Here is a 22828-nt window from a genome sequence, read left to right as displayed (position 1 = left end):
AATTCAGCTAGAAAATAACTCTATTGCTCTGCTAACTCGTATTCTATTATCCCATCCAGGGGGATAAGTTTGTGAGGAAATTAACAATAATATATCAAAAGTCATACTAGTGTTATTACTAGCTACTGAGTATTGAAGATTTCATTTCTGAGTATTCTAGATTTGATGTCTTAAATTTGTATGAGAGTGAAATTTTCGGATATCCTAAAAGCAAGGTGGAGTAATTGCGTAAATTTATGTTTGAATTTATTTAGTGTAAATTACTGTGAACCATGTCCGATTGAATACAAAAGTCGTAATGAATAACGAGAAAACTGTTGTCATCTAAGATGAATGAGTATAATTATTTGCCCTGGAATTCATGAGCCAGAGTTAACGGAAAATTTTATATCAGAATGCTTATCTTCAGGCTCTGAGAGGGTCAAGGCAGAAAACTGGGGGGAAATCTTGGTTTTTCCCGGTAATGGTTTATTACCTTTATCATCACTTCATATTTTGCAGTTTTTGCGCGATCGCCTGGCAGATGATTTAAAATCACCATTAGTCTTCATTAGCTTTAGTGCTGGCGTAGTGGGAGCAATAGGAGCAGCATCTTCCTGGCAACTCTTAGGCGGTAATATCAAAGCCTTTATTGCTATAGACGGCTGGGGAGTACCACTAGCGGGAAACTTTCCTATTCATCGCCTGAGTCATGATTATTTCACCCATTGGAGTTCTTCATTATTGGGTAGTGGATATGATAACTTTTACGCAGAACCCGCAGTAGACCATTTATCTATCTGGCGATCGCCCCAAAGAGTAAAAGGTTGGTGGGTAGATTCACCACGAAAAAATTCTCAACCACCGATTTCCATGACTGCAACCGAATTTTTGCATCTGCTGATCAACAGAATTAATCCGGAAACCAGCACCCATCAACAGGAGTGAAAATTAAACAATTCAAAATTATTAACACTAGCAAATCAGGAGAATCAGAGAAAATAATATTTACTGACTTTCCCCAACTCCCAGTCCCTAGTCCCCAGTATTTAAATGTTTCCCACTGAACCAGCTGCTGTCAATAACGGATTTAGCGCCCTGCTAAAAAATCGTAGTTTTATGCTCCTGTGGATCGGACAGCTGTTGTCCCAGTTGGGAGATAAAATCTTTTTTGTTTTAATGGTGGCTTTACAGGAGAATTATACCCCACCTCCTGGTTTAGCTCCAAACTCCATGTACTCAATTTTAATGCTCGCCTTTACATTACCAGCAATTTTGTTTGGTTCTGCCGGTGGTATTTTTGTAGACTGCTTTTCTAAAAAAGTAATTTTAGTCGGTGCTAACCTATTGCAGACATTATTAATGCTGCTGATAGCCTTTTTACCACGAGAGTTTTTTATTCTCTTAATCTTGACCTTTGCCATCTCCACCCTGGCACAGTTTTTTGCTCCCGCAGAGCAAGCTGCTATACCTGTTTTGGTAAAAAAAGAGAATTTTATGGCAGCCAATGCACTCTATAGCAGCACCATGATGGGAGCCTTAATTATTGGTTTTGCCATTGGAGAGCCGATATTAAGTTTAGCAAAAAATTGGTTAGGAGCAGGATATGGTCAAGAACTGGTAGTTGGTGGACTCTACTTATTATCAGCATTAGCCGTACAACCGATTAACTTCGGAGGGGCAAATAAATTATGTGGAGATGATTTCCGTACCGAAATTAATCCTTGGGCTGACTTTAAAGCAGGATTACGCTATCTCACCAAAAATCCTCTGATCTTAAATGCCATGCTGCAACTTACCACTTTATATTGTGTCTTCGCCGCCTTAATGGTACTAAGTATTAGATTAGCAGCCGACTTTGGTTTAAAAGAAAAACAATTTGGCTTATTCTTAGCCGCCGCCGGTGTCGGTATGGTATTTGGTGCAGCAATTTTGGGTCATTGGGGTAATAAATTGCATCACAAGCCTTTACCCCTCATAGGGTTTTTGATTATGTCCCTAGTTTTAGCCCTATTCACCTTCACTCATAGTCTCACCCTCGCTTTAGGACTAAGTGCCTTATTAGGGATAGGTGCAGCTTTAATTGGCGTACCGATGCAAACCCTAATTCAACAGCGCACACCACCCACCATGCACGGGAAAGTCTTTGGTTTTCAAAATCATATCGTCAATATTGCCTTATCTTTACCCTTGGCAATTACTGGCCCTTTAACCGATATTCTCGGCTTACGAATCATTTTAGTGGCAATGAGTATAGTAGTAGCAGCTGTTGGTATTTGGGCTTGGAAAAACACTCGCGGAGTTCTACAGGATGTAATTTAGGCAATATAAGTAGGTGGGGGTTGAAATTTATCGTTGTGGTAAGGCAAAAGGCAAGAGGCAAGAGGCTTTTAGCGATTTTACACCTCTACTCATGTTGGTGAAAACCTGCATGAGCAAGTTATGTCTTAGATCCAAGAATCCCCGTGCGTTCACGCCGGGGAGTGTCAATCTATAAGTATCGCCGTTGCTCAAGTTTAAATCTGTTTGGATTTCTCTGGTTTTTCATAGGGTCCAAGGAATCTCTCTCCGTTGAAATGAATCATGTGATCGGGTTGATCTGCTACCCAAACTTCTGTTTCCCAAGAAATTTCAGCAAGATACCGAGTCATTTCCTTACGGCTAGGAAAAGCTGTCACAAAAACTAATCCCTTACGGCTGGACTGAAAGAGCTGCTTTAATTCATTATGACGTTTCAAATTGACTGGACCATGACTAGTCACAGCTTCTATCAATACAAGCCAGCTTTGCCTCTCATAGTGAACTACAATGTCTGGCATTTTACCGTGAGGATCTAGCTCAATTCCCATTCCTCGAAATTTCTGAGTTTCATGGATGATAAACTTATCTCCAGCATCGCCCACGTAGAGAACTAAACCTCCAGGTGTAAATCTGGGACAGAAGCTCTCCAAAATGTCTTTTATCAATATATTTTGTCCACCTGATGATAGCTGAATAGCTTGACCGTTAGGTAAACTTACTGGTATCGTAGGTATGTTTCGGCTTCTATCCTGTAACAGATTTCTGACTGAAACAGTATAATTTTTACGAGCTTCTTCCCACTGTTCAGAACCATAGGATTTCAAAAGTGATAATGCTTGCTGATGAAGCTGATAACACCATTTGGGGCTGTTAATCGGTCTATCTGGTTGATCTGGATTTTCAACAACTATCCCCATCTGTACAAACTGGTGCATTGTTTGCCGTCGAACTGTTTCGCGTGTATTCGGTGCGTATTGTTTACCGTAGTTGTCACGAAACCAACCCATCATTTGTGTAATTCCCCGTCTTGGTGCAGTGGCTTGATTCCAAGGTGTTACAGGTCGAATGTCTGCCAAAGCGAGTAAGCAAAGTGCTGATCGTTCGTTTTGCTGCTCTCTCGGAGCGGAAATATCTTTAAGAATTGCAAGTGCTTCCTCAATTCGTTTACCAGCCTGAATTGCATTTGTTGCTTCGCTCATAATCGACAAACTTTTATGTACAACTGTATCAAGTTGCTCTTGATTAAAGTCACAATCACCAATTTGGGTTCCTAGTTGAATTAAATCATCTTTGCAAGGGTACTTAATTTTACGCAAATCTGTGGCATTGACTTGTGTATGGCCACTAAACTGCCGGAAGTAATGATCAAATAAACTTGAATTGAGAAATGCTGTAAGACCTCGTGCTAGGTCAGGGTTCATTCCTTGACCTCTAGCATGGTAGTAGTTAAGATGATTCTCTATGCCTAATAGAGGCGCATCGACAGGAGAACACACGGCAGCAACTACACGACGCTTTTCCTCCTTAGCAGAAAAACGCTTTGTCAAAACGTACCAACCTGATCGAACCAACCATTTTTCTGTTTCTTGGTTTTGTTCAATTGCTATCGACTTCCGAGGATTATTGGGTGGAAATAAAACTTTCCCTGTTTTCATAGATTCTGGGTAAATTAGTGGAACACTCTGCTCATCTAAGCAATTTCTCAAAGCTGATTTGAACCGAAAATCCACAACAGGTCCCGTTGAAACTTCTAGGCCTATTTCATCCAAAGTAGATGAAAATTTATTCATTTGCACTCTCAAAAAATCTTCAAGTGAGTTTGTAACAATATGAATAAATTTCTCTGAATCATCGCTTTCAACTACTTCGCTGTAAGGAACATATCTTAATTCCGAATAATCATATATATCAAATTCGGAATTATTAGTAATTTCTATATAATCAGGGTTGCTTTTGGTTTTAATTGCATGAAAAATAATATTTTCTTGTAATATATTGTCTTCCGCAAAAACAGATGAGCGGCTATCAAATATATGTATTTTTTTTAGTCCCATACTTTCCAGCAAAGCCTTACGAAAAGGACGAAAATAAGCACCATTACAGAAACTCCTCGGCGTAATTGCAACTAATTCTCCGTCCTCGGCGAGTTGTAATGAAGTCAGCCAAACAAATGCGCTATATAGATTTACAGTTTCAATTCCTAGTTTTGAAAGATTTTTTTTTTCTATTGATTGGCTGCTAATCTTCCTATAAGGTGGATTCAGAATTGCATGAGTAAAACTGGTGGAAGAAGAAGTAGTAAAAAGTGGTAAATTTATTTCAGCAACATCTTTTATAAAATTTTTCTCATGCAAACAGTAATTTGCTTGAATGCCTTTGCTTTCTAAAGCTAAACAACAATCTATAAGGCATTTTTGCAAAGATGATAAAAAGGTAGCTTCAACTTCATACGCTGTTATGAGACAGCTTTCAACCTTGTCAGAATTTGCTAAGAGTCGCTCTACAAATGCAGCAGTTAATGCTCCAACTCCGGCTCCAGGGTCTAGAAGACTAATGTGACCAGATAGACTGTTGAACTGTCTCGACATAAAACGAGCAACTGGAGCAGGAGTTAAAAACTGTCCCAATTCGCTACGCTGCTTCAAATCCAACCTTGAAGAGAAATGAATCCTAGTGATGTCAGTGGAGTCTGTAAGGAACGTCGTCATGCTGTTAATTTAGCTAACATTACATCTTAATATTTAATTTAAACTCGTTTCACCGCCAATTAAATCCAATTCTGATTCTTATCTGTTTACAGGCACTCAATGGTTTCTTAGAGGTTAGGTTGATTATAGTAGAGAATCTGGTGATTATTGATTCTGTCCCGGTGGGTTATACTGCCGAGACGGAGAGAATCGGATAAGATTTGCAGGATGATTCAGGATAATGCTAACTTCAAAATAGCTGAGAAAGTAAGCGAAAAAAGACTGCAAATTTTCCTGCTGACTCACTTTTTCACGGTCTGGCTTTTCAAGGTCTTCAATTACCCCTGCATATCTCCTGGCGATCGCCCAATATACACTAGTATTAATTAGCAAGGACAGCCAACTCGAAAGCTGTAATTAAAACCATTATCTACAGAGAAATCACCCATGTTACAACCTGCAATAACTAATTTGATACTTACCCAAAGTCAAAAGCCAATTATTGCAGATATCTCCACCAAAAATTGGCAAAAGCTGATTAAACTTGCTTTCCTAATGCTAGTGGTATTTAGTCTTACCTTGATATTTACCGCCGAACCAGCTTGGGGACAAGCATCTGCTCAAAATACCTCCGGATTTAATCCCCAACTATGGTTACGAAACGCCTTACAGTGGATTAATGGACTAGGTACTGTCGGAGCATTAGCATTCATCCTACTTTATATCCTTGCCACCATCGCCTTCTTACCAGGATCAATCCTCACACTTGGCGCAGGTGTAGTCTTTGGCGTAGTTATGGGTTCACTTTATGTCTTCATTGGTGCGACCATAGGTGCAACCGCCTCCTTCCTCGTCGGACGTTATTTAGCTAGGGGTTGGGTTGCCCAGAAAATTGCAGATAATCCCAAATTCCGGGCGATTGACGAAGCTGTAGGTAGAGAAGGACTCAAAATTGTCCTCCTAACCCGACTCTCTCCCATATTTCCTTTCAACCTCTTAAACTATGCCTATGGCGTGACCGGAGTTACACTCAAAGATTATATTCTTGGTTCCATTGGTATGATTCCCGGCACAATTATGTATGTTTATATCGGTTCTCTAGCTGGTAACATTGCCACAATTGGCACTGACTCACAACCCGACAACCCCGGTATACAATGGACAATTAGAATTATAGGTTTTATAGCAACAGTTGCAGTCACGATTTATATCACCAAACTTGCTCGCAAAGCTTTAGACAACGAAGTTTTATAATAATAAGACTTATGCAAAATTATGAAAAACGAACCACAAAGGACACAAAGGACACGAAGTCAAGAGGGTTTCAGAGAGTCCTTGCGTAAGTCCTAAATACTTAATTGACAAATTCATCTATTTTAGAAATTACGTTATAACTCTCACTTCAAATCTTCCGCAGATTCAAAAGCTAAATGACCACTCTTGAAAAATTAATTAATGTCAAATTCTGCATCTTCCCCAATTAATCTTCCCCCAATGGATGAGTATAATCAAACATTAGTTTCCCATGTTCATCCCCCTGATTGGATAAATCCTCAACCTGCTGAATGTTACGACTTAGTAGTAATTGGTGCTGGTACGGCGGGATTAGTTGTAGCCGCAGGTGCAGCAGGTTTAGATGTAGGATTAAAAGTAGCTTTAATTGAAAAACACTTAATGGGTGGGGATTGTTTAAATGTCGGTTGTGTCCCCTCAAAATGTATAATTCGCTCTGCTCGAGTTGTCGGCGAAATGTATTCAGCTAAGGCTTTAGGAATTAATATTCCAGAAAAAATAGACGTTGATTTCCCAGCAGTAATGGCAAGGATGCGCCGTTTAAGAGCGGGTATTAGCCATCATGATTCTGCACATCGGTTTCAAAATCTGGGAGTAGATATTTTCCTCGGTAGTGGTCGTTTTACAGGTGATAATATCATTGAAGTCGGTAATCAAAAGCTGACATTTAAAAAAGCAGTAATTGCTACTGGCGCTAGAGCCGTGCGACCTGCAATTAAGGGAATAGAAGCCGCAGGTTTTCTCACTAATGAGACTGTATTTTCACTCACAGAACTTCCTGAAAGTCTAGCTGTAATTGGTGGCGGTCCCATTGGTTGTGAACTAGCTCAAACTTTCCAGCGTTTCGGTTCTCAAGTTATCTTGTTTCATCGAAGTTCTCATATTTTAAATAAAGAAGATCCAGAAGCCGCAGAAATTATTCAAAATCGTTTAATTCAGGAAAATATACGTTTAGTTTTAAATAGCCAAATAGAATCTGTAGAATCAACCCCAGAAGGAAAGCTTATCCACTTTCTCGATAATGGTTCTAAACAGTCAATTGTGGTTGATCAGATTTTAGTTGGTGCGGGACGCGCACCCAATGTTGAAGGTTTAAATTTAGAAGCAGTGGGGGTAGAATTTGACCAACATCAGGGGGTAAAGGTCAATGATTACCTCCAAACTACGAACCCCAAAATTTATGCAGCTGGTGATATCTGCATGAACTGGAAGTTTACCCATGCGGCGGATGCAGCAGCGCGGATTGTAATTAAAAATACCCTGTTTTCTCCCTTTGGCTTCGGAAGATCCAAACTTAGTCGTGTGGTGATGCCTTGGGTAACATATACTGACCCAGAAGTGGCTCATGTGGGAATGTATGAACAGGAGGCTCAAAAACGGGGTTTTGATACTAACATTATTAAAATTCCTTTTAGTACTGTAGACAGAGCAATTACAGATGGTGAAGAGGATGGATTTGTGAAAATTATCCATAAAAAAGGTTCTGATCAAATTTTAGGAGCAACAATTGTCTCTCGTCACGCTGGAGAAACAATTAGTGAAATCACCACAGCCATTGTGAATAAAGTTGGTTTAAATGGTTTATCTAGGGTGATTCATCCTTACCCAACTCAAGCAGAAGCGATTAAAAAAGCAGCCGATGCTTATCGTCGGACTTTATTGACACCGACATCGAAACGCATTTTAGGATGGCTGACGAAGTTATCTTAAAACTCTCACATTAAACAGGACTTACCTTTAATTAGTTTAGGACTTACGCACAAATTACGGAATAACGTTCGCGTAGCGTGCGCGAAGCGCATACCACAGAGACGCAGAGGACACAGAGAAATCAGGATGTGAGTGGTCACTGAGCAGTTCGACAGGCTCACTGTAACACTTGTCGAAGTGAGAGTTTTTGCGTAAGTCCTTTAGTTTTTTCACTAGAAATCAAGATTAATAATGATTCAGCAAAAAATAAATCCTTTCTCTTCAAATTCAGATATCACACCTTTTAGAGAAAAACTGAATTTACCCCTAAAAAAAGACCCAATTACTGTATTACAAATAAATTTGGGTAAACGTTGTAATTTAGCTTGTAGCCACTGTCATGTAGAAGCCAGTCCCCAACGCACTGAGGAACTTTCTCCAGAAATTTGCCACCAACTCATCGAATTGATTGAGAAATTTCCTCAAATTCAAGTTGTAGACCTGACGGGTGGCGCTCCGGAAATGCTCTATGGCTTTAAACCAATTGTAGAGGCGGCGCGAGCTAATGGTAAACAGGTAATTGTGCGCTCTAATTTAACGATTTATTTTGAAGCAGGGTTTGGGGATATTCCCGCATATTGCGCTGAAAATCAAGTCAGAATTGTGGCTTCTTTACCGTGCTATCTCTCAGATAATGTTGATAAAATGCGAGGTAATGGCGTATATGATGCTTCAATTCGCGCTTTGCAATGGCTGAATCGTCTGGGCTATGGTCAAGACCCCAATTTAATCCTAGATTTAGTTTACAATCCCCCAATCCCTACTTCTGATAATTTTGCTCTGACTCCGAATCAAGCTCAACTAAAACAAGATTATCAAGTGTTCTTAAAAGAGAATTTTGACATTGCTTTTAATGACTTGTTTGCCATTACTAACCTCCCCATTGGACGCACTCAGTTTCATTTGGAACACAAAAAGCTATATAAACCTTATCTCAACTTTTTAGCATCTCATTTCAATTCTGCTACTATTGACCATTTAATGTGTAGAAATGAACTTTCGGTTGACTACCTGGGTAATGTCTATGACTGCGACTTTAACCAGATGGAAAATTTGCCGTCAACAACTGATGATGGGGAAACTCTAACTGTGGCTAAGTTATTAGCAGCCGGGAAATTAGATTTAATTTCTCAGATTAGGACTGCTAATTACTGTTATGGCTGTACTGCTGGAAGTGGTTCTAGTTGTGGTGGTGCTTTTTTCTAGCTCTTGTGTAATATCATGTCCATTTAATTAGTTACGATTACCACAATCATGTCACCCCACCCCCTACCCCTCCCCGCAAGCGAGGAGGGGATAAAAAGCAAAGTTTTAGGAAGTTGTCCCGTTTCGTAACTATTCAACAGGACTTGATATAACTAGCATTTTCCCTGTGGTGGGAAGTGTCAAAAACATAGTCTGAATGGTGAAATGGGGAAAGTTTTTGAGTATTAGCCGGAAAACTTCACATTATAGATTCAACTTTTCCATTAAAATGGAATACTAAATACAGAATTGACGCGTTAACTTAGCTATCGTCTGAGGTTTGACCGTGACCGTGCGCTTGCCATTAATAAATAGTCTCCCACAAACAGAAAATCACAATCAGTCTGGTGTCACTAAATCGCCAGCCGTCGCGCCCCAGCGTGCAACTGGTGGTTTTGCTCTGCTTGACAGTCTCCTTCGCCATGAAGTTGAATACATTTTTGGTTATCCTGGTGGGGCAATCCTGCCAATTTACGATGACCTGTATAAGGTAGAATCAACTGGTGCTATTAAGCATATTTTAGTCAGGCATGAACAAGGTGCATCCCATGCTGCTGATGGCTATGCCCGTGCTACTGGGAAAGTAGGAGTATGCTTTGGTACTTCTGGTCCAGGAGCAACGAATTTAGTCACAGGGATTGCGACAGCCTACATGGACTCTATTCCGATGATTGTGGTAACAGGACAAGTGCCACGAGCTTCAATTGGTACGGATGCGTTTCAAGAAACCGATATTTACGGAATTACCTTACCAATAGTCAAACACTCTTATGTGGTGCGAGATGCCAAAGATATGGCGCAAATTGTGGCTGAAGCTTTCCACATCGCCAGTACGGGACGACCAGGGCCAGTTTTGATTGATGTGCCGAAAGATGTGGCTTTGGAAGAATGTGACTATGTACCGGTAGAACCGGGAACGGTGAAGTTACCAGGCTATCGTCCCACTGTGAAGGGGAACCCCCGCCAGATTAATGCTGCTATCCAGCTAATTCGTGAAAGTAGTCGCCCTTTATTGTATGTCGGTGGTGGGGCGATCGCATCCAACGCTCACACAGAAGTTAAAGAATTAGCCGAGTTATTTAATATCCCAGTCACCACCACCTTAATGGGTATCGGTGCATTTGACGAACATCATCCCCTATCGGTGGGAATGTTGGGGATGCACGGCACTGCTTATGCTAACTTTGCAGTCACAGATTGCGATTTGTTAATCTGCGTGGGGGCGAGATTTGACGATCGCGTTACTGGTAAACTAGATGAGTTTGCTTCCCATGCCAAAGTCATTCACATTGACATCGACCCCGCAGAAGTCGGCAAAAATCGAGTTCCTGAAGTTCCCATTGTCGGCGATGTCCGCTATGTTTTAGTGCAGATGTTGCGTCGCTGTGAGGAAGTAGGGATTAAAAACATCCCTCACAAAAATCAAGAATGGTTGAATTTAATCAACCGTTGGCAGCGAGAATATCCCCTAGAAGTGCCTCACCATGCCGATAGCATTTCACCCCAAGAAGTAATTGTGGAACTGGGTCGCCAATCCCCCCACGCCTTTTACACTACAGACGTAGGTCAACATCAAATGTGGGCGGCGCAATTCCTGAAGAATGGCCCTAGACGCTGGATTTCTAGCGCTGGTTTAGGAACAATGGGTTTTGGTGTCCCGGCGGCTATGGGGGCAAAAGTAGCTTTCCCCGATGAAGAAGTTATCTGTATCAGTGGTGATGCTAGTTTCCAAATGTGCTTGCAAGAGTTGGGAACACTATCACAATATAGTATTAATGTCAAGACTGTTATTTTAAATAATGGCTGGCAGGGAATGGTACGCCAGTGGCAACAAGCCTTCTATGGAGAGCGTTACTCCTCCTCCAACATGGAAGTAGGAATGCCAGACATTGAGCATTTGACAAAAGCCTACGGCATTAAAGGCATGATAGTTCGTAACCGTGAAGAATTACAAGGTGCGATCGCTGAAATGCTAGCACATGATGGCCCTGTTGTCATGGATGTCCGAGTCACCAGAGACGAAAACTGTTACCCAATGGTAGCCCCAGGGAAAAGCAACGCCCAAATGATTGGCTTACCCGCACAACCGCCCAAAGTCGTAGTGGAACCAGTTGTTTGTAGCCATTGTGAAACAACGAATCCTCCTACACATAACTTCTGTTCTGAGTGTGGCACTAAATTATAAGGGATTTCCCAGACATAATTTAGCAGAGATTCAGATCCCCGATTTGTTGAATAAGTCGGGGATATATCTATATAAATATCAGCAGAGAAACAAATATTCTACCTATTCTAAAATTCTCTAAATAAACACACCTTTCATAATTTTATTACAAATTACGAACTACAAACTACGAATTACGAATTACGAATTACGAATTAGATTAATGTCTAAAAAAATTACCATCGGCTTGCTGTCGTTATTTTTAACTAGCCAAATTGCTATCACTCCACAAATAGCTACAGCACAAACACCAGTCAAAGCCACCACAAAAACAATTTGTCCCGCCGGACTGAAATCAGCAGTAGATGCTGTCACCAACAGCCCAGAATTTAACCGCGTGCGTTGGGGAATTTTAGTCAAAAATCTGGCTGATGAACAAACACTTTATAACCAAGATGCGGAAAAATACTTTACTCCAGCTTCCAACACCAAATTACTGACAACAGCGGCCGCATTACAACAATTGGGGGCAGATTTTCGCATTCGTACCTCTGTTTATCAAGATGCTGATGGTGTTTTGCGCGTAGTGGGTAGAGGAGACCCCAGTTTAAAAGTACCACAACTGCAAGAACTAGCCCAGCAATTACGCCAGCAGGGTATTACTGAAGTTAATCAGTTGATTGCCGATGATAGTTATTTTCAAGGAGAAATTGTTCACCCCAGTTGGGAATGGGAAGACCTACAGGCTTATTATGGCGCACCAGTCAACAGCTTAATTGTCAATGAAAATGCTTCTGTATTTACAGTCTCCCCCCAAACCATCGGAAAACCATTACAACTGAAATGGAATCAACCTATGGAAGCATATCAGTGGCGAGTGGAAAATAATTCTGTAACTACAGAAAAAGAGGAATCGGGATTTGTTACAGTTACCCGCGACTTAAAAGGGCCAGTATTACGAATACAAGGACAAATGGCTGTAAATTCCAACCCTGATATCAACGCCATAGCTGTTTTTGACCCAGTGCAAAATTTCTTGCGTCAGTTTCGCCAAACTTTGGTGAGGTCAGGAATTGCGGTAAAACAGATATCTCAGGGTACGACTGGGAACAATGAACGAGAACTAGCCGCAGTGGAATCGCCACCATTATCTGAATTGTTAATGGAAACCAATATTAATAGTAATAATTTGTATGCAGAAGCTTTAATGAGGGCTTTAGCGATTAAACAACCAGTAGAAAACTATCAAACTACGGCTGATGCAGGTTTAGAAGTTGTCAAAACTACTTTAACTCAATTAGGAGTAGATCCCACTGGTTACATATTAGTGGATGGTTCAGGACTATCTCGGAAAAACTTAATTAGTCCCCAAGCCTTAGTTCAAACCTTACAGGCGATGTCAAAATCACCACAAGCCGAACTTTTTCGGGCTTCTCTACCTGTTGCGGGTGTGAGTGGAACTTTAAGAAATCGCTTGCGTGATACCTCTGCTATGGGAATAGTCCAAGCTAAAACAGGAACCATGACAGGTGTCGTTTCCCTCTCAGGATATGTAAATTCCCCTAATTATCAGCCCTTAGCTTTTAGTATCATTGTCAATCATTCGGAACAACCCGCGAGAGTTGTCCGCCAATCAATGGATGAAATCGTTGTTTTATTAACACAGTTACGGCGCTGTTAAGTTAACAGAACTTACGCAAAATTATGAAAAAACAAACTACAAATAAGACATTCCCGCTAGCGTCTCCCCTTGTGACAAGGACAGGAATTTAAGAGGTTTTTACAGAGTTATTCCGTAAGTCCTAGTTACAGCAGTTTTCATATATTTAGACTACGCGCTGATATCTTTATTTCTTTCTTTCTTCCTTTGCGCCTTTGCGCCTTTGCGTGAGATGATCAATTCATAATTCCAACTTGTCCCGCAAAATTCCCTGAATCACTTGTTGCACTGCTGCTGGACTGAAATTACCATCTACTCGTACAATCCGATGGGGATAAGATGCGGCTAACTCTGCGTATCCTTGCTGAACACGATGATGAAAAGCCATTGTTTCCTGTTCAATGCGGTCAAATTCGTCTCCCTTTTTTCTGGCTAGTCCCACTTCCACATCCACATCTAGCCAGATAGTTAAGTCACTTTCTAACCCAGATGTGGCAATATGGTTGAGTTGATTAATTAAACTCATGTTCAAACCTCGGCCGTAACCTTGGTAAGCGGTGGTAGAATCGGTGTAGCGATCGCACAATATATATTTTCCGGCGGCTAAATGTGGTTTCAGTTCTTGTTCTACGTGGTGCGCCCGGTCAGCAGCATACAATAATAATTCTGTCACCTCAGCAATTGGTTCATTTTCGACCTTTTCTAATAAAAGACGGCGCAAATGTAAGCCTAACTCTGTTCCTCCTGGTTCACGAGTCTCAACCACAGAAATACCTAAATTTTGCAACCATTGACTACAAAGCTGCATTTGGCTAGTTTTGCCGCAGCCTTCCACCCCTTCAAATACAATTAATTTACCACCCATAATTTTTAACCTAGTTTAAATAGACTGATTTAATAAAATTAGTGAGTTTCAACCCTATTCCCTACTCCCTTTCAGTCAAAACACTGAATACAAAGGCTAACTTAAAAACTGCAACTAAAGTTTTTACTATTTTTTTATACACAAAAAAGCACTTGAGAATTTAGGTTACTCAAGTACTCTTTTGTAAAAGCTGATACCATTTCACTTGTTTGATGTCAAAGGATAAAACTGCACTACTGCTTTCAGGGAAGCATTACCAGAATTACTTGTGACAAACATTGAGTGAAGTGATAGCACTCCTTGCACTAGATCAATATTACATCCTCTAGGATAAAATCGAACATTTTATTGATGATAGTTTATTAGTTGACATTAGTGATAAATAATGCTTTATACTTAGTAGTCATCAGAACTCTAGTTTTTTAGTCAAATAGTCTTGATAACAGGCAATATTGCGGTTGTGGGAGGGCTAGTAGCCCATCCCAATAGCTCCTGTTTTAATTTGAGGTAGATTTAGCAACAGTCCACCAAGCTAAACCATAGGATTGAGTCGCTTCGTTGATCTGTTCACGAAACTGCACACGGATTTTATAATTACCAGTAGCAGGAACGGGGCAGAAAATATGTTCGACGCTATCAACTTCACTGACTGAGGAACAAAGAACGCCAGCATCTGAATTTTGAGTGTCTGCCTTAACTAAGTATAAATCGAGGTTGTTCAAGCCGCGATCGCTAAAAGTTTCATCCAGATCATAGCGCTGATTTTTATTAGTATCATTTAGCTCCACTAAACGACTCCAAGTCAAAGTAATATTAGCAAAACTTCCTTTTTTTAAAGGTTTCGCCAACACATAATCAACCGTAGATCCCACATTCACACTGCCATAATCCCAACCAACATCAGCTACAGCCTTTGATGCTGGCCATTGACCAGCCCTAAATTGTTGATAAGCCCGAAAACTATTTAAATGACCCGTTCCCATTTGAGCATCCAGAGGAATTTTCGGGTCTTGATAAGCATCAGATTCCAACCAGTCTTGATTTTGTTTATTAATCAGCGTCCGAGTCATCCGCAGAGACAAGCCATCACCTTGGTCTTTGAGTTTATCTGCGGAATTTAACAATACAGCCTTCATCACTTGATGACGGCGACCATCAGTAGTCCAATAAAATCGTTTTTCCTCTAGCTGTCGGTCACCAAATTCCTGTAATAATGCCACAGTACCAGTCAGATGAGGCGCAGCAAAACTTGTCCCTGTCACCTTATTCAACTTACCATCTGGGTTGAGCATAGCAATGTTACTTCCCGGTGCTACCAAGCCGATAGAACGACGACCATCAATGTTAAACTCCTTACCAGCTAACCGCGCCGTAGCCCCTTCATTACTCGCCGCCAGATTGGAAACATCAACTTTATTAAAGATACCTCCTCGCCGGGATGAAAAAGCCACGTTGATGCCGTTATAATTGTCTGTAGGAATGGGAATACCTCCTCTACCTTGATTACCGGCGATCGCATACAAAACATCATGAACGCGACTCGACCAGTCCAGACATAAAGTTAGTAAAGCATTACCATCTAAAACCGGATTAGGGCGGGAATCACGACTGAGAGGTTCACCAAAGCTAAAATTAATTGCACGCACATCATTACCATTTTGTAAAGCTATATGTTGTGCAGTTAAACACTCCTCTGGCTGTCCCATGTTTTTTGTAGAACCCACAGCAGACGAATATAACCGCGCCTGGGGCGCAACTCCCGGTAAACCTTTATCTTGACTAACCATCACCCCAGCAACATTGTAAGCGTGGGAGTCAACACCAGCATTAGATTTAGCTGGGCCATCGCGCATAAACACACCTGCTAATGAGATGGGACTATTTTCAGACACAGCCTTATCCCAACCAAACATTCCCGGACGACCAATTTCCACCTGACCAATGGCAATTTTACGACCAAGTAAATTATAAGGAGGTTGGTGTAGCCTCAGAGCATCGATACCCTTAGCACTCAGAGAACTTTCTAAAGCTGAAGCAAGTACAGGCGCAGTTAAACAAGAAGCACCTAATCCCCAAATGATCCAGCTGAGTTTTTTACCCATTGTTTAGTTCTTAGTTATTACTTGTTACTACTCATTGTTTCGCAAGAATATTTTTTTGGCTTCCCTAGAGAAGATCAATTATTTTCTATCCTAAATAGGATGGGATCAAAATTATCAGAACTTGCTCAAGTTTTGTTACAATGCTTACAGACGAAAACGCTTTAAAACCCACTAACCATGACCCAAAAACCAACTCAAAAACCAATTGTGATCTCTCCATCCATCCTATCAGCCGATTTTAGTCGTCTAGGTGATGAAATCCGGGCTGTAGATGCGGCTGGAGCCGACTGGATTCATGTTGATGTAATGGATGGTCGTTTCGTACCTAACATTACAATTGGTCCTCTGATTGTGGAGGCGATTCGCCCGGTGACAACCAAACCACTGGATGTCCACTTGATGATTGTGGAACCAGAAAAATATGTAGAAGATTTTGCTAAAGCAGGTGCTGATATTATTTCCGTACATTGCGAACACAATGCTTCACCCCACCTGCATCGGACTTTAGGACAAATCAAAGAACTAGGAAAGCAAGCTGGTGTTGTCCTTAACCCCGGTACACCTTTAGCACTCATTGAACACGTTCTAGACCTGTGCGATTTAATCCTGATTATGAGCGTTAACCCCGGCTTTGGCGGTCAAAGCTTTATCCCCGGTGTATTACCTAAAATCCGTCAATTGCGCCAAATGTGTGATGAACGTGGTTTAGACCCCTGGATTGAAGTGGATGGGGGACTCAAGGCTAATAATACTTGGCAAGTTTTGGAAGCTGGCGCAAATGCGATCGTGGCTGGTTCAGCTGTATTTAAAGCCCCAGATTACGCTGAAGCTGTGTCATCTATTCGTAACAGCAAGCGCCCCGCACCAGAATTGGCTAAGGTATAACTATTTCGCCATCTAAATAAAAATAAGTACCTTGAAAACCTCCCGAACTTAATTGGGGAGGTTTTATTATTTTATCTAAAATTAGTGGCATCAGCCAAAGTCCATATCATCGACATTTATCGACGGTTTCTCACCTTTCAACTAATGCACTATTTGATAACATGAATTGTAGTTTGAATTACTGGCAAACACTTTGACCATTAGCTTTAGTAACCGAGAAAGCATCAAATTCGCCTAGATCAAATTCGCCGGTTACAACTAGTTGATCACCAGCCGATATATACCGGGTAGTATTATCTCCACAGATATCATAAGTATCAACTGTGATGGAACGACCACTGGTGTTTAAGCGAAATCCATCTTCCCAAACTCGCTGAACTCTACCAGAAAAGGAATTAACTTGATTTTCCGCAATTGCTGGTACAGATGCCAGAATGACAACACCAAGAAACAGGAATCCTGTGACAGTTAATTTCACGATTTAACTCCTTAATTCTGAGAAATATTAAGAATGACCTAATAATTTCAGAATATCATATAAATAACGAATATAGGTGTTGTCGCTTAATTGACATACCTCCTCGTCCTAAAGAAGCGAGGATTCCTTGACACTTCGCTGGAACACGCCACAAGTGGTCTTATCGTCCCTCCATGTCCGTTTAAAGTCTCCCAATGCCCTATGGCGACTATGCCCAAATTTTAACATAAAGCCGTCCTAGAACGCGATGCACTGAGCTTGTCGAAGTGACGGGGCTTGTATCCCATTATTTTCGGTCAAATACACAAATTAGAGAGGGAGAGGCGATCATCACCTCTAGATTATCTTGATCATTGGAAAAAAGGGTCTCGCCAAGGCTTTTGTAGAGTTATTACCTTGGCATAATTATATCTAACCCAATTATCTAACTTGAGATTTTGCCAAGAAGCAGATTTCTAATCTAGCTTTTCTTTGACATTTTCTTTGACATTTTCTACGCCATGACGGACTTGGCTTTCAGCTTGTTTTGCTTTACCTTCAGCTTGATCTTCTGGATCTCCTGTAACTTTTCCTAATGCTTCTTGAGCTTTACCTTCAAGGTTTTTAGCGGTAGCTTTGGCGCGATCTTCTATGCTCATGTTATACTCCTATTTATTTAGGTTGATAATTGATCTTAAAGTTGTTAACTAACTAGAACAATCATCTGTGATTACCCCTATAATATAAGTTAAATATGCTATTGATATCTTCTGCCGTAAGGTACATAGCTATCTATATAAAAAGACTGATTGACACACTAGTAGAAATATTTATTTTGATAAAAAAAACCCAGTTATGTTATATAACTAGGTGTTTGCATTTATAGAGATTAATATGAATATTAATCTATAAAACCCATTAATATTTCTGATTCATCAGTAATATTAGGCGCTGTGGGACGATTACCAAATGAGGCATAGCTATCAGAAATTGCTAATGTACTTGCACCAATGGGGCGAATACCAGATAGGTTCATAGTGTCAACAATTTCAAATGTATGCTCACCGATGGGGCGGATTCCCATAATATTAACAGTATCAGCTACTGTGAAAGTACTAATACCAATCGGACGGATTCCAGAAATTTGGACTGTTCCAGCAATTTGTAGATCACTGCTACCAATGGGACGCATTCCCGCAACGGCTAGTTTACTTTCGTCTTTTTTCACCGGGAGATCAGAGCTTTTTTCCGTTTTATCTGTATTCAAACTATTATCCTGTTTATTTTCCACTTCCACTGTATTTTCTCCCTTCAGCTTGATATCCTGTTGTTGAGGCTCTATTTCTTCGCCAGTGCTGCTAATACTGATAAAGCAATACCTCTAGTTTATTAACTGAATTTTACAATAATTAAGGAAAAATGATTTTTTCCCCATACATAAAAAGTGTACCCTTAAAAAAGCTTGTAAATATATAAGTATATTTAAAACTTATACATAAGTAAATTTAAATTGTAAACTTTTGTAAAAAAATATTGCTATGTAGTTAGCTTAATTATCCAAATTCAGCCGCTCCTAAACAGTATCATTACCATAAAATGACGTATATTCCACAAAAATATATGACAAAATTTTGTCTTCAAGCTCCCTTTATTCCTACAGGTGATCAACCACAGGCGATCGCGCAACTAACAAACAGCCTCCAAGCTGGTAACCGTTACCAAACTTTACTAGGTGCAACTGGTACAGGTAAAACATTTTCCATCGCCGCCGTCATTGAAAAAGTGGGTAAGCCTACCTTAGTCTTAGCCCATAATAAAACTTTGGCAGCCCAATTGTGTAACGAATTGCGGGATTTCTTTCCTCACAATGCAGTGGAATATTTTGTCAGCTACTACGATTACTATCAGCCAGAAGCTTATATTCCCGTTAGTGATACTTATATTGAAAAAACCGCCTCGATTAATGATGAAATAGATATGTTACGGCATTCCGCCACGCGATCGCTCTTTGAACGCCGCGACGTGATTGTAGTGGCTTCCATTAGCTGCATCTACGGTTTAGGGATGCCCTCAGAATATCTCAAAGCCGCCATACCTTTGCAAATCGGCATGGAAGTCAACCAACGCCAAATATTACGAGACTTAGCATCAGTACAGTATAACCGCAACGACATAGAAATGGGTCGGGGACGTTTTCGCGTCCGGGGTGATGTTTTAGAAATTGGTCCCGCTTACGAAGACCGAATCATCCGTGTAGAATTTTTCGGCGACGAAATCGACGCAATTAGATATATTGACCCAGTAACAGGGGAAATTATCCGCAGTTTAGAAGCCGTCAATATCTACCCAGCACGCCACTTTGTCACCCCACAGGAACGGTTAGAAGTAGCTTGTGATCAAATTTCCGGCGAATTAAAACAGCAAACAGCCGCACTAGAACAAGGCGGAAAATTATTAGAAGCACAACGCATAGATCAACGCACACGTTACGACTTAGAAATGTTGCGTGAAGTTGGTTATTGTAACGGCGTAGAGAATTATTCCCGCCACTTAGCAGGAAGAGAAGCCGGCGCACCTCCAGAATGTTTAATTGATTATTTTCCTAAAGATTGGCTATTAGTAATAGATGAATCTCACGTCACAGTCCCACAAATTCGGGGGATGTATAACGGCGACCAAGCCAGAAAAAAAGTTTTAATTGATCATGGGTTTCGTCTTCCTAGTGCTGCGGATAATCGTCCATTACAAGCCACAGAATTTTGGGAAAAAGTCAATCAATGTATTTTCGTTTCTGCAACCCCAGGAAGTTGGGAATTAGAAATATCAGAAGGTCATATTGCCGAGCAAATAATTAGACCGACGGGAGTTATTGACCCGGAAATTTCTGTGCGTCCCACAGAAGGACAAATTGATGATTTATTAGGAGAAATTAAAGATAGAGTTGACCGCCAAGAACGAGTTTTAATTACCACATTAACGAAGCGGATGGCGGAAGATTTGACTGAGTATCTGCAAGACCATAGTATTAAAGTTCGTTATTTGCATTCCGAGATAAATTCTATTGAACGCATCGAGATTTTACAGGATTTGCGTGGGGGAAAATTTGATGTTTTAGTGGGGGTGAACTTGCTCCGGGAAGGCTTGGATTTGCCGGAAGTTTCTTTAGTAGTAATTATGGATGCAGATAAAGAAGGCTTTTTACGAGCCGAGCGTTCTTTAATTCAAACTATTGGGAGAGCCGCGCGGCACATCCGGGGGCAAGCAATTATGTATGCTGATAATATGACAGGGAGCATGATTAAAGCTATTGATGAAACCGACAGAAGACGGGGAATTCAGATGGCTTATAATCGCACCTATGGGATTACACCCCAACCAATTGTGAAGAAATCCAGTAATGCTATTTTATCTTTTTTAGATACTTCTCGGCGCTTAAATGCCACTGATTTAAAAGTGGTTGATGAACATATAGATGAGTTACCTTTAGAAGAAATTCCCCAGTTGATTGGGAAGTTAGAAGCACAGATGAAAGCAGCAGCGAAAAACCTGGAATTTGAAGAGGCGGGAAAATTGCGCGATCGCATTAAACATCTGCGAGATAAAATGCTAGGACGGTAGTATTTGCTCAAGGTAGTAATAAAAGTGTTTTCACTATTTTAAAATTGTCAAATCTACTAAAATGTAGTCATGACAATATTTTGAGCATCGGTTATGAAAATCAAAGCATTGATTTGGCAGGAAGATGGTGTTTGGTGTGGTTCTGTACCTGCTTTACCTGGTTGTCACACTTGGGGAGACAGCTACGAACATCTACTGGAAATGCTTCAAGATGCTGTTCAAGGTTGGTTAGATGTTGCTACTGAGCGAGAGTCCAGTGAACCAGAAAAGGAATTGGTTGAGCTATCACTATGAAAGCTCTTTCAGGTAAGGAACTGTGCAAGGTGGTGGAACGATACGGCTGGGAGCTAAAACGAATTACTGGTAGCCATCACATTTATGCAAAAAAGGATATTGAAGTTATTCTTTCTATCCCGGTTCATAGTAATCGTGATTTGCCGAAAGGAACTTTAAAAAGCATTTTGAAGGATGCTGGAATTACTGAGGAAGATTTGTAGTAGTAGTACTCACCTAAGATACATTTTAGGTATCGCATTAAACATCTGCGAGATAAAATGCTAGGAAGATAGTCATTAAAAAACCCCGGCGAAACTAACCGAGGTTAAAAGGAGAAGTCCAAATGACGATGAGAAACACTGATACCGAAATTTATAAAAATTAGCTAACGCTCAACGCCACCAAAATGATAGTGGTGACAATTAATGTAGCGAATGCAGCTTGCATCGTATATTTACGTTGCTGCTCTTGGTTGGGGTAGCTAGCGTAATACATCTGCGGTTCACTAGCGTAATTATTTAAAACTCCAGTTTCGTCGATGGTGGTATACATAGTTTTTCTTGTGGTTTTTTACTTTATGTAAACTAATATAACAATATTGTTACAAAACGTCAAGAGGACTTGACAAATAATAATATATGAATTTTTAGGCAACTCATTATCTCTCCCTCTTCCTGGTAAAGAAGGGTTGTGGGAATGGTTACAGAAATCAAAAAAGCATCGATTCTTCAATAACTGGGGTGCGGAGGTATTCCACCATTGCTTGAATTTTCGGCGAAGGTGGTAAATTATTAGTGAATATTCTGCTGAGGCGATCGCCCTATTTTCACTATTCTATAGTTATGACATTTAGCACCATCGTTGCCTTATTCACTGCAATGGTTGTTCTAGCTTCAATTCCCAGTGTGAGTGTATTGGCTGTCTGCACCAGATCAGCCACATCTGGATTTATTCATGGTGTGTTCACAACCATAGGAATAGTACTTGGTGACATCATTTTCATCATCATCGCCATTTGGGGTTTGTCACTGCTGGCGGAAACAATGGGGAGCCTATTTTTCCTGATTAAATATCTTGGTGGAGCTTATCTGATATTTTTAGGAATAGGACTATGTAGGTCACAATCAAAAGATTTGCAGACGCAAGAAGTAGTTAAATCCTCTCTTCTCTCCAGTTTTCTGACTGGTTTATCTATCACCTTAGCCGACCAAAAAGCCACCTTATTTTACCTGGGTTTTTTCCCCGCTTTCCTTGATATTTCTAGCATATCTTATCTTGATACCGGCGTGATTATTGCGATCGCCACAGTAGCAGTAGGCGGTGTAAAACTTATCTATGCATTCATGGCAGATAGAGCCAGATTGCTGTTTAATAATAAAACAACAAAAGGCCTAAATATTGCTGCTGGCTGTGTAATGATTGCTGCGGGAGTATTTTTAATATTCAAACCTTAAATTTCAGATGTAGAAATAGCGATCGCGGGTTTGTACAGACAAGTGCAGTTTGAACCCGAAACCACCGAAAACGAAATAGATAATTGATAAAGA

Annotated in this window: 20 protein-coding genes; 12 read left to right on the top strand and 8 right to left on the bottom strand. The window is 40.6% G+C overall.

Annotated elements, in window-relative coordinates:
• Positions 1-333 precede the first annotated feature (333 nt).
• Both VB620_RS08985 and VB620_RS08980 read left to right on the top strand, forming a co-directional pair.
• Positions 334-927, top strand: a complete 594-nt coding sequence (locus VB620_RS08985) for a hypothetical protein (RefSeq protein ID WP_323195804.1) — start codon at positions 334-336, stop codon at positions 925-927.
• 105 nt (positions 928-1032) lie between these two features.
• Complete coding sequence (locus VB620_RS08980; RefSeq protein ID WP_323195803.1) at positions 1033-2301, top strand: MFS transporter; 1269 nt, start codon at positions 1033-1035, stop codon at positions 2299-2301.
• A gap of 194 nt (positions 2302-2495) precedes the next feature.
• On the opposite strand, the gene VB620_RS08975 is transcribed toward VB620_RS08980, so the two are convergent.
• Together VB620_RS08975 and VB620_RS08970 are read right to left on the bottom strand one after the other, a co-directional pair.
• Positions 2496-4925, bottom strand: coding sequence for a BsuBI/PstI family type II restriction endonuclease (locus VB620_RS08975; protein ID WP_323195802.1), 2430 nt, complete (start codon positions 4923-4925; stop codon positions 2496-2498).
• Positions 4926-5132: 207 nt separating this feature from the next.
• Positions 5133-5360: a hypothetical protein gene (locus VB620_RS08970; RefSeq protein ID WP_323195801.1), complete on the bottom strand. Its 228-nt coding sequence runs from the start codon at positions 5358-5360 to the stop codon at positions 5133-5135.
• Between the two features lie 54 nt (positions 5361-5414).
• On the opposite strand from VB620_RS08970, the gene VB620_RS08965 reads away from it, so the two are divergent.
• The 5 genes from VB620_RS08965 to dacB all read left to right on the top strand — a co-directional run bounded on the left by VB620_RS08965 (position 5415) and on the right by dacB (position 13099).
• Positions 5415-6221 carry a TVP38/TMEM64 family protein gene (locus VB620_RS08965; protein ID WP_323195800.1) on the top strand — a complete coding sequence of 269 codons (807 nt, stop codon included), beginning with the start codon at positions 5415-5417 and terminating at the stop codon, positions 6219-6221.
• Positions 6222-6422: 201 nt separating this feature from the next.
• Entirely contained in the window at positions 6423-7970 is a 1548-nt protein-coding gene (locus tag VB620_RS08960) for a mercuric reductase (protein WP_323195799.1), read from the top strand.
• 231 nt (positions 7971-8201) lie between these two features.
• Positions 8202-9215 carry an arsenosugar biosynthesis radical SAM (seleno)protein ArsS gene (gene arsS / locus VB620_RS08955; RefSeq protein ID WP_323195798.1) on the top strand — a complete coding sequence of 338 codons (1014 nt, stop codon included), beginning with the start codon at positions 8202-8204 and terminating at the stop codon, positions 9213-9215.
• 325 nt (positions 9216-9540) lie between these two features.
• A complete protein-coding gene (ilvB, locus tag VB620_RS08950) occupies positions 9541-11439 on the top strand; it encodes a biosynthetic-type acetolactate synthase large subunit (RefSeq protein WP_323195797.1) in 1899 nt (632 codons plus the stop codon).
• Positions 11440-11641: 202 nt separating this feature from the next.
• Entirely contained in the window at positions 11642-13099 is a 1458-nt protein-coding gene (gene dacB / locus VB620_RS08945; protein ID WP_323195796.1) for a D-alanyl-D-alanine carboxypeptidase/D-alanyl-D-alanine endopeptidase, read from the top strand.
• A 220-nt stretch (positions 13100-13319) separates the two neighbouring features.
• Here dacB and tmk read toward each other — a convergent pair whose 3' ends face one another.
• Both tmk and VB620_RS08935 read right to left on the bottom strand, forming a co-directional pair.
• Entirely contained in the window at positions 13320-13943 is a 624-nt protein-coding gene (gene tmk, locus VB620_RS08940; protein WP_323195795.1) for a dTMP kinase, read from the bottom strand.
• 497 nt (positions 13944-14440) lie between these two features.
• Entirely contained in the window at positions 14441-16045 is a 1605-nt protein-coding gene (locus VB620_RS08935; protein WP_323195794.1) for a S8 family serine peptidase, read from the bottom strand.
• Positions 16046-16222: 177 nt separating this feature from the next.
• Here VB620_RS08935 and rpe point away from each other — a divergent pair, with 177 nt between their 5' ends.
• Positions 16223-16930 (top strand): ribulose-phosphate 3-epimerase, encoded by a 708-nt coding sequence (rpe, locus tag VB620_RS08930; protein ID WP_323195793.1) that lies wholly within the window; start codon positions 16223-16225, stop codon positions 16928-16930.
• Positions 16931-17108: 178 nt separating this feature from the next.
• Here the strand turns inward: rpe and VB620_RS08925 are convergent, their stop codons facing one another.
• The 3 genes from VB620_RS08925 to VB620_RS08915 form a co-directional block, all read right to left on the bottom strand.
• Complete coding sequence (locus VB620_RS08925; protein ID WP_323195792.1) at positions 17109-17408, bottom strand: hypothetical protein; 300 nt, start codon at positions 17406-17408, stop codon at positions 17109-17111.
• Positions 17409-17863: 455 nt separating this feature from the next.
• Complete coding sequence (locus VB620_RS08920) at positions 17864-18046, bottom strand: CsbD family protein (RefSeq protein ID WP_323195791.1); 183 nt, start codon at positions 18044-18046, stop codon at positions 17864-17866.
• A gap of 242 nt (positions 18047-18288) precedes the next feature.
• Positions 18289-18684, bottom strand: a complete 396-nt coding sequence (locus VB620_RS08915) for a hypothetical protein (RefSeq protein ID WP_323195790.1) — start codon at positions 18682-18684, stop codon at positions 18289-18291.
• A gap of 323 nt (positions 18685-19007) precedes the next feature.
• Between VB620_RS08915 and uvrB the strand changes: the two genes are divergently transcribed.
• The 3 genes from uvrB to VB620_RS08900 all read left to right on the top strand — a co-directional run bounded on the left by uvrB (position 19008) and on the right by VB620_RS08900 (position 21502).
• On the top strand, positions 19008-21005 hold the full coding sequence (gene uvrB / locus VB620_RS08910) for an excinuclease ABC subunit UvrB (RefSeq protein ID WP_323195789.1): 1998 nt from the start codon (positions 19008-19010) through the stop codon (positions 21003-21005).
• A 93-nt stretch (positions 21006-21098) separates the two neighbouring features.
• Complete coding sequence (locus VB620_RS08905; RefSeq protein WP_323195788.1) at positions 21099-21299, top strand: type II toxin-antitoxin system HicB family antitoxin; 201 nt, start codon at positions 21099-21101, stop codon at positions 21297-21299.
• Positions 21296-21502 (top strand): type II toxin-antitoxin system HicA family toxin, encoded by a 207-nt coding sequence (locus VB620_RS08900; RefSeq protein WP_323195787.1) that lies wholly within the window; start codon positions 21296-21298, stop codon positions 21500-21502. The genes VB620_RS08905 and VB620_RS08900 overlap by 4 nt, the downstream gene beginning before the upstream one ends.
• A 160-nt stretch (positions 21503-21662) precedes the next feature.
• Here the strand turns inward: VB620_RS08900 and psb34 are convergent, their stop codons facing one another.
• Positions 21663-21833, bottom strand: a complete 171-nt coding sequence (gene psb34 / locus VB620_RS08895; protein ID WP_323195786.1) for a photosystem II assembly protein Psb34 — start codon at positions 21831-21833, stop codon at positions 21663-21665.
• A 242-nt stretch (positions 21834-22075) separates the two neighbouring features.
• On the opposite strand from psb34, the gene VB620_RS08890 reads away from it, so the two are divergent.
• A complete protein-coding gene (locus VB620_RS08890; RefSeq protein WP_323195785.1) occupies positions 22076-22735 on the top strand; it encodes a LysE family translocator in 660 nt (219 codons plus the stop codon).
• Positions 22736-22828 lie beyond the last annotated feature (93 nt).

Origin of the sequence: Nodularia harveyana UHCC-0300 (assembly GCF_034931085.1) — a bacterium.
Taxonomy (GTDB): domain Bacteria; phylum Cyanobacteriota; class Cyanobacteriia; order Cyanobacteriales; family Nostocaceae; genus Nodularia; species Nodularia harveyana.
Note: the sequence above shows the minus strand (reverse complement) of the source record. Positions and strands in the feature narration are given on the sequence as shown.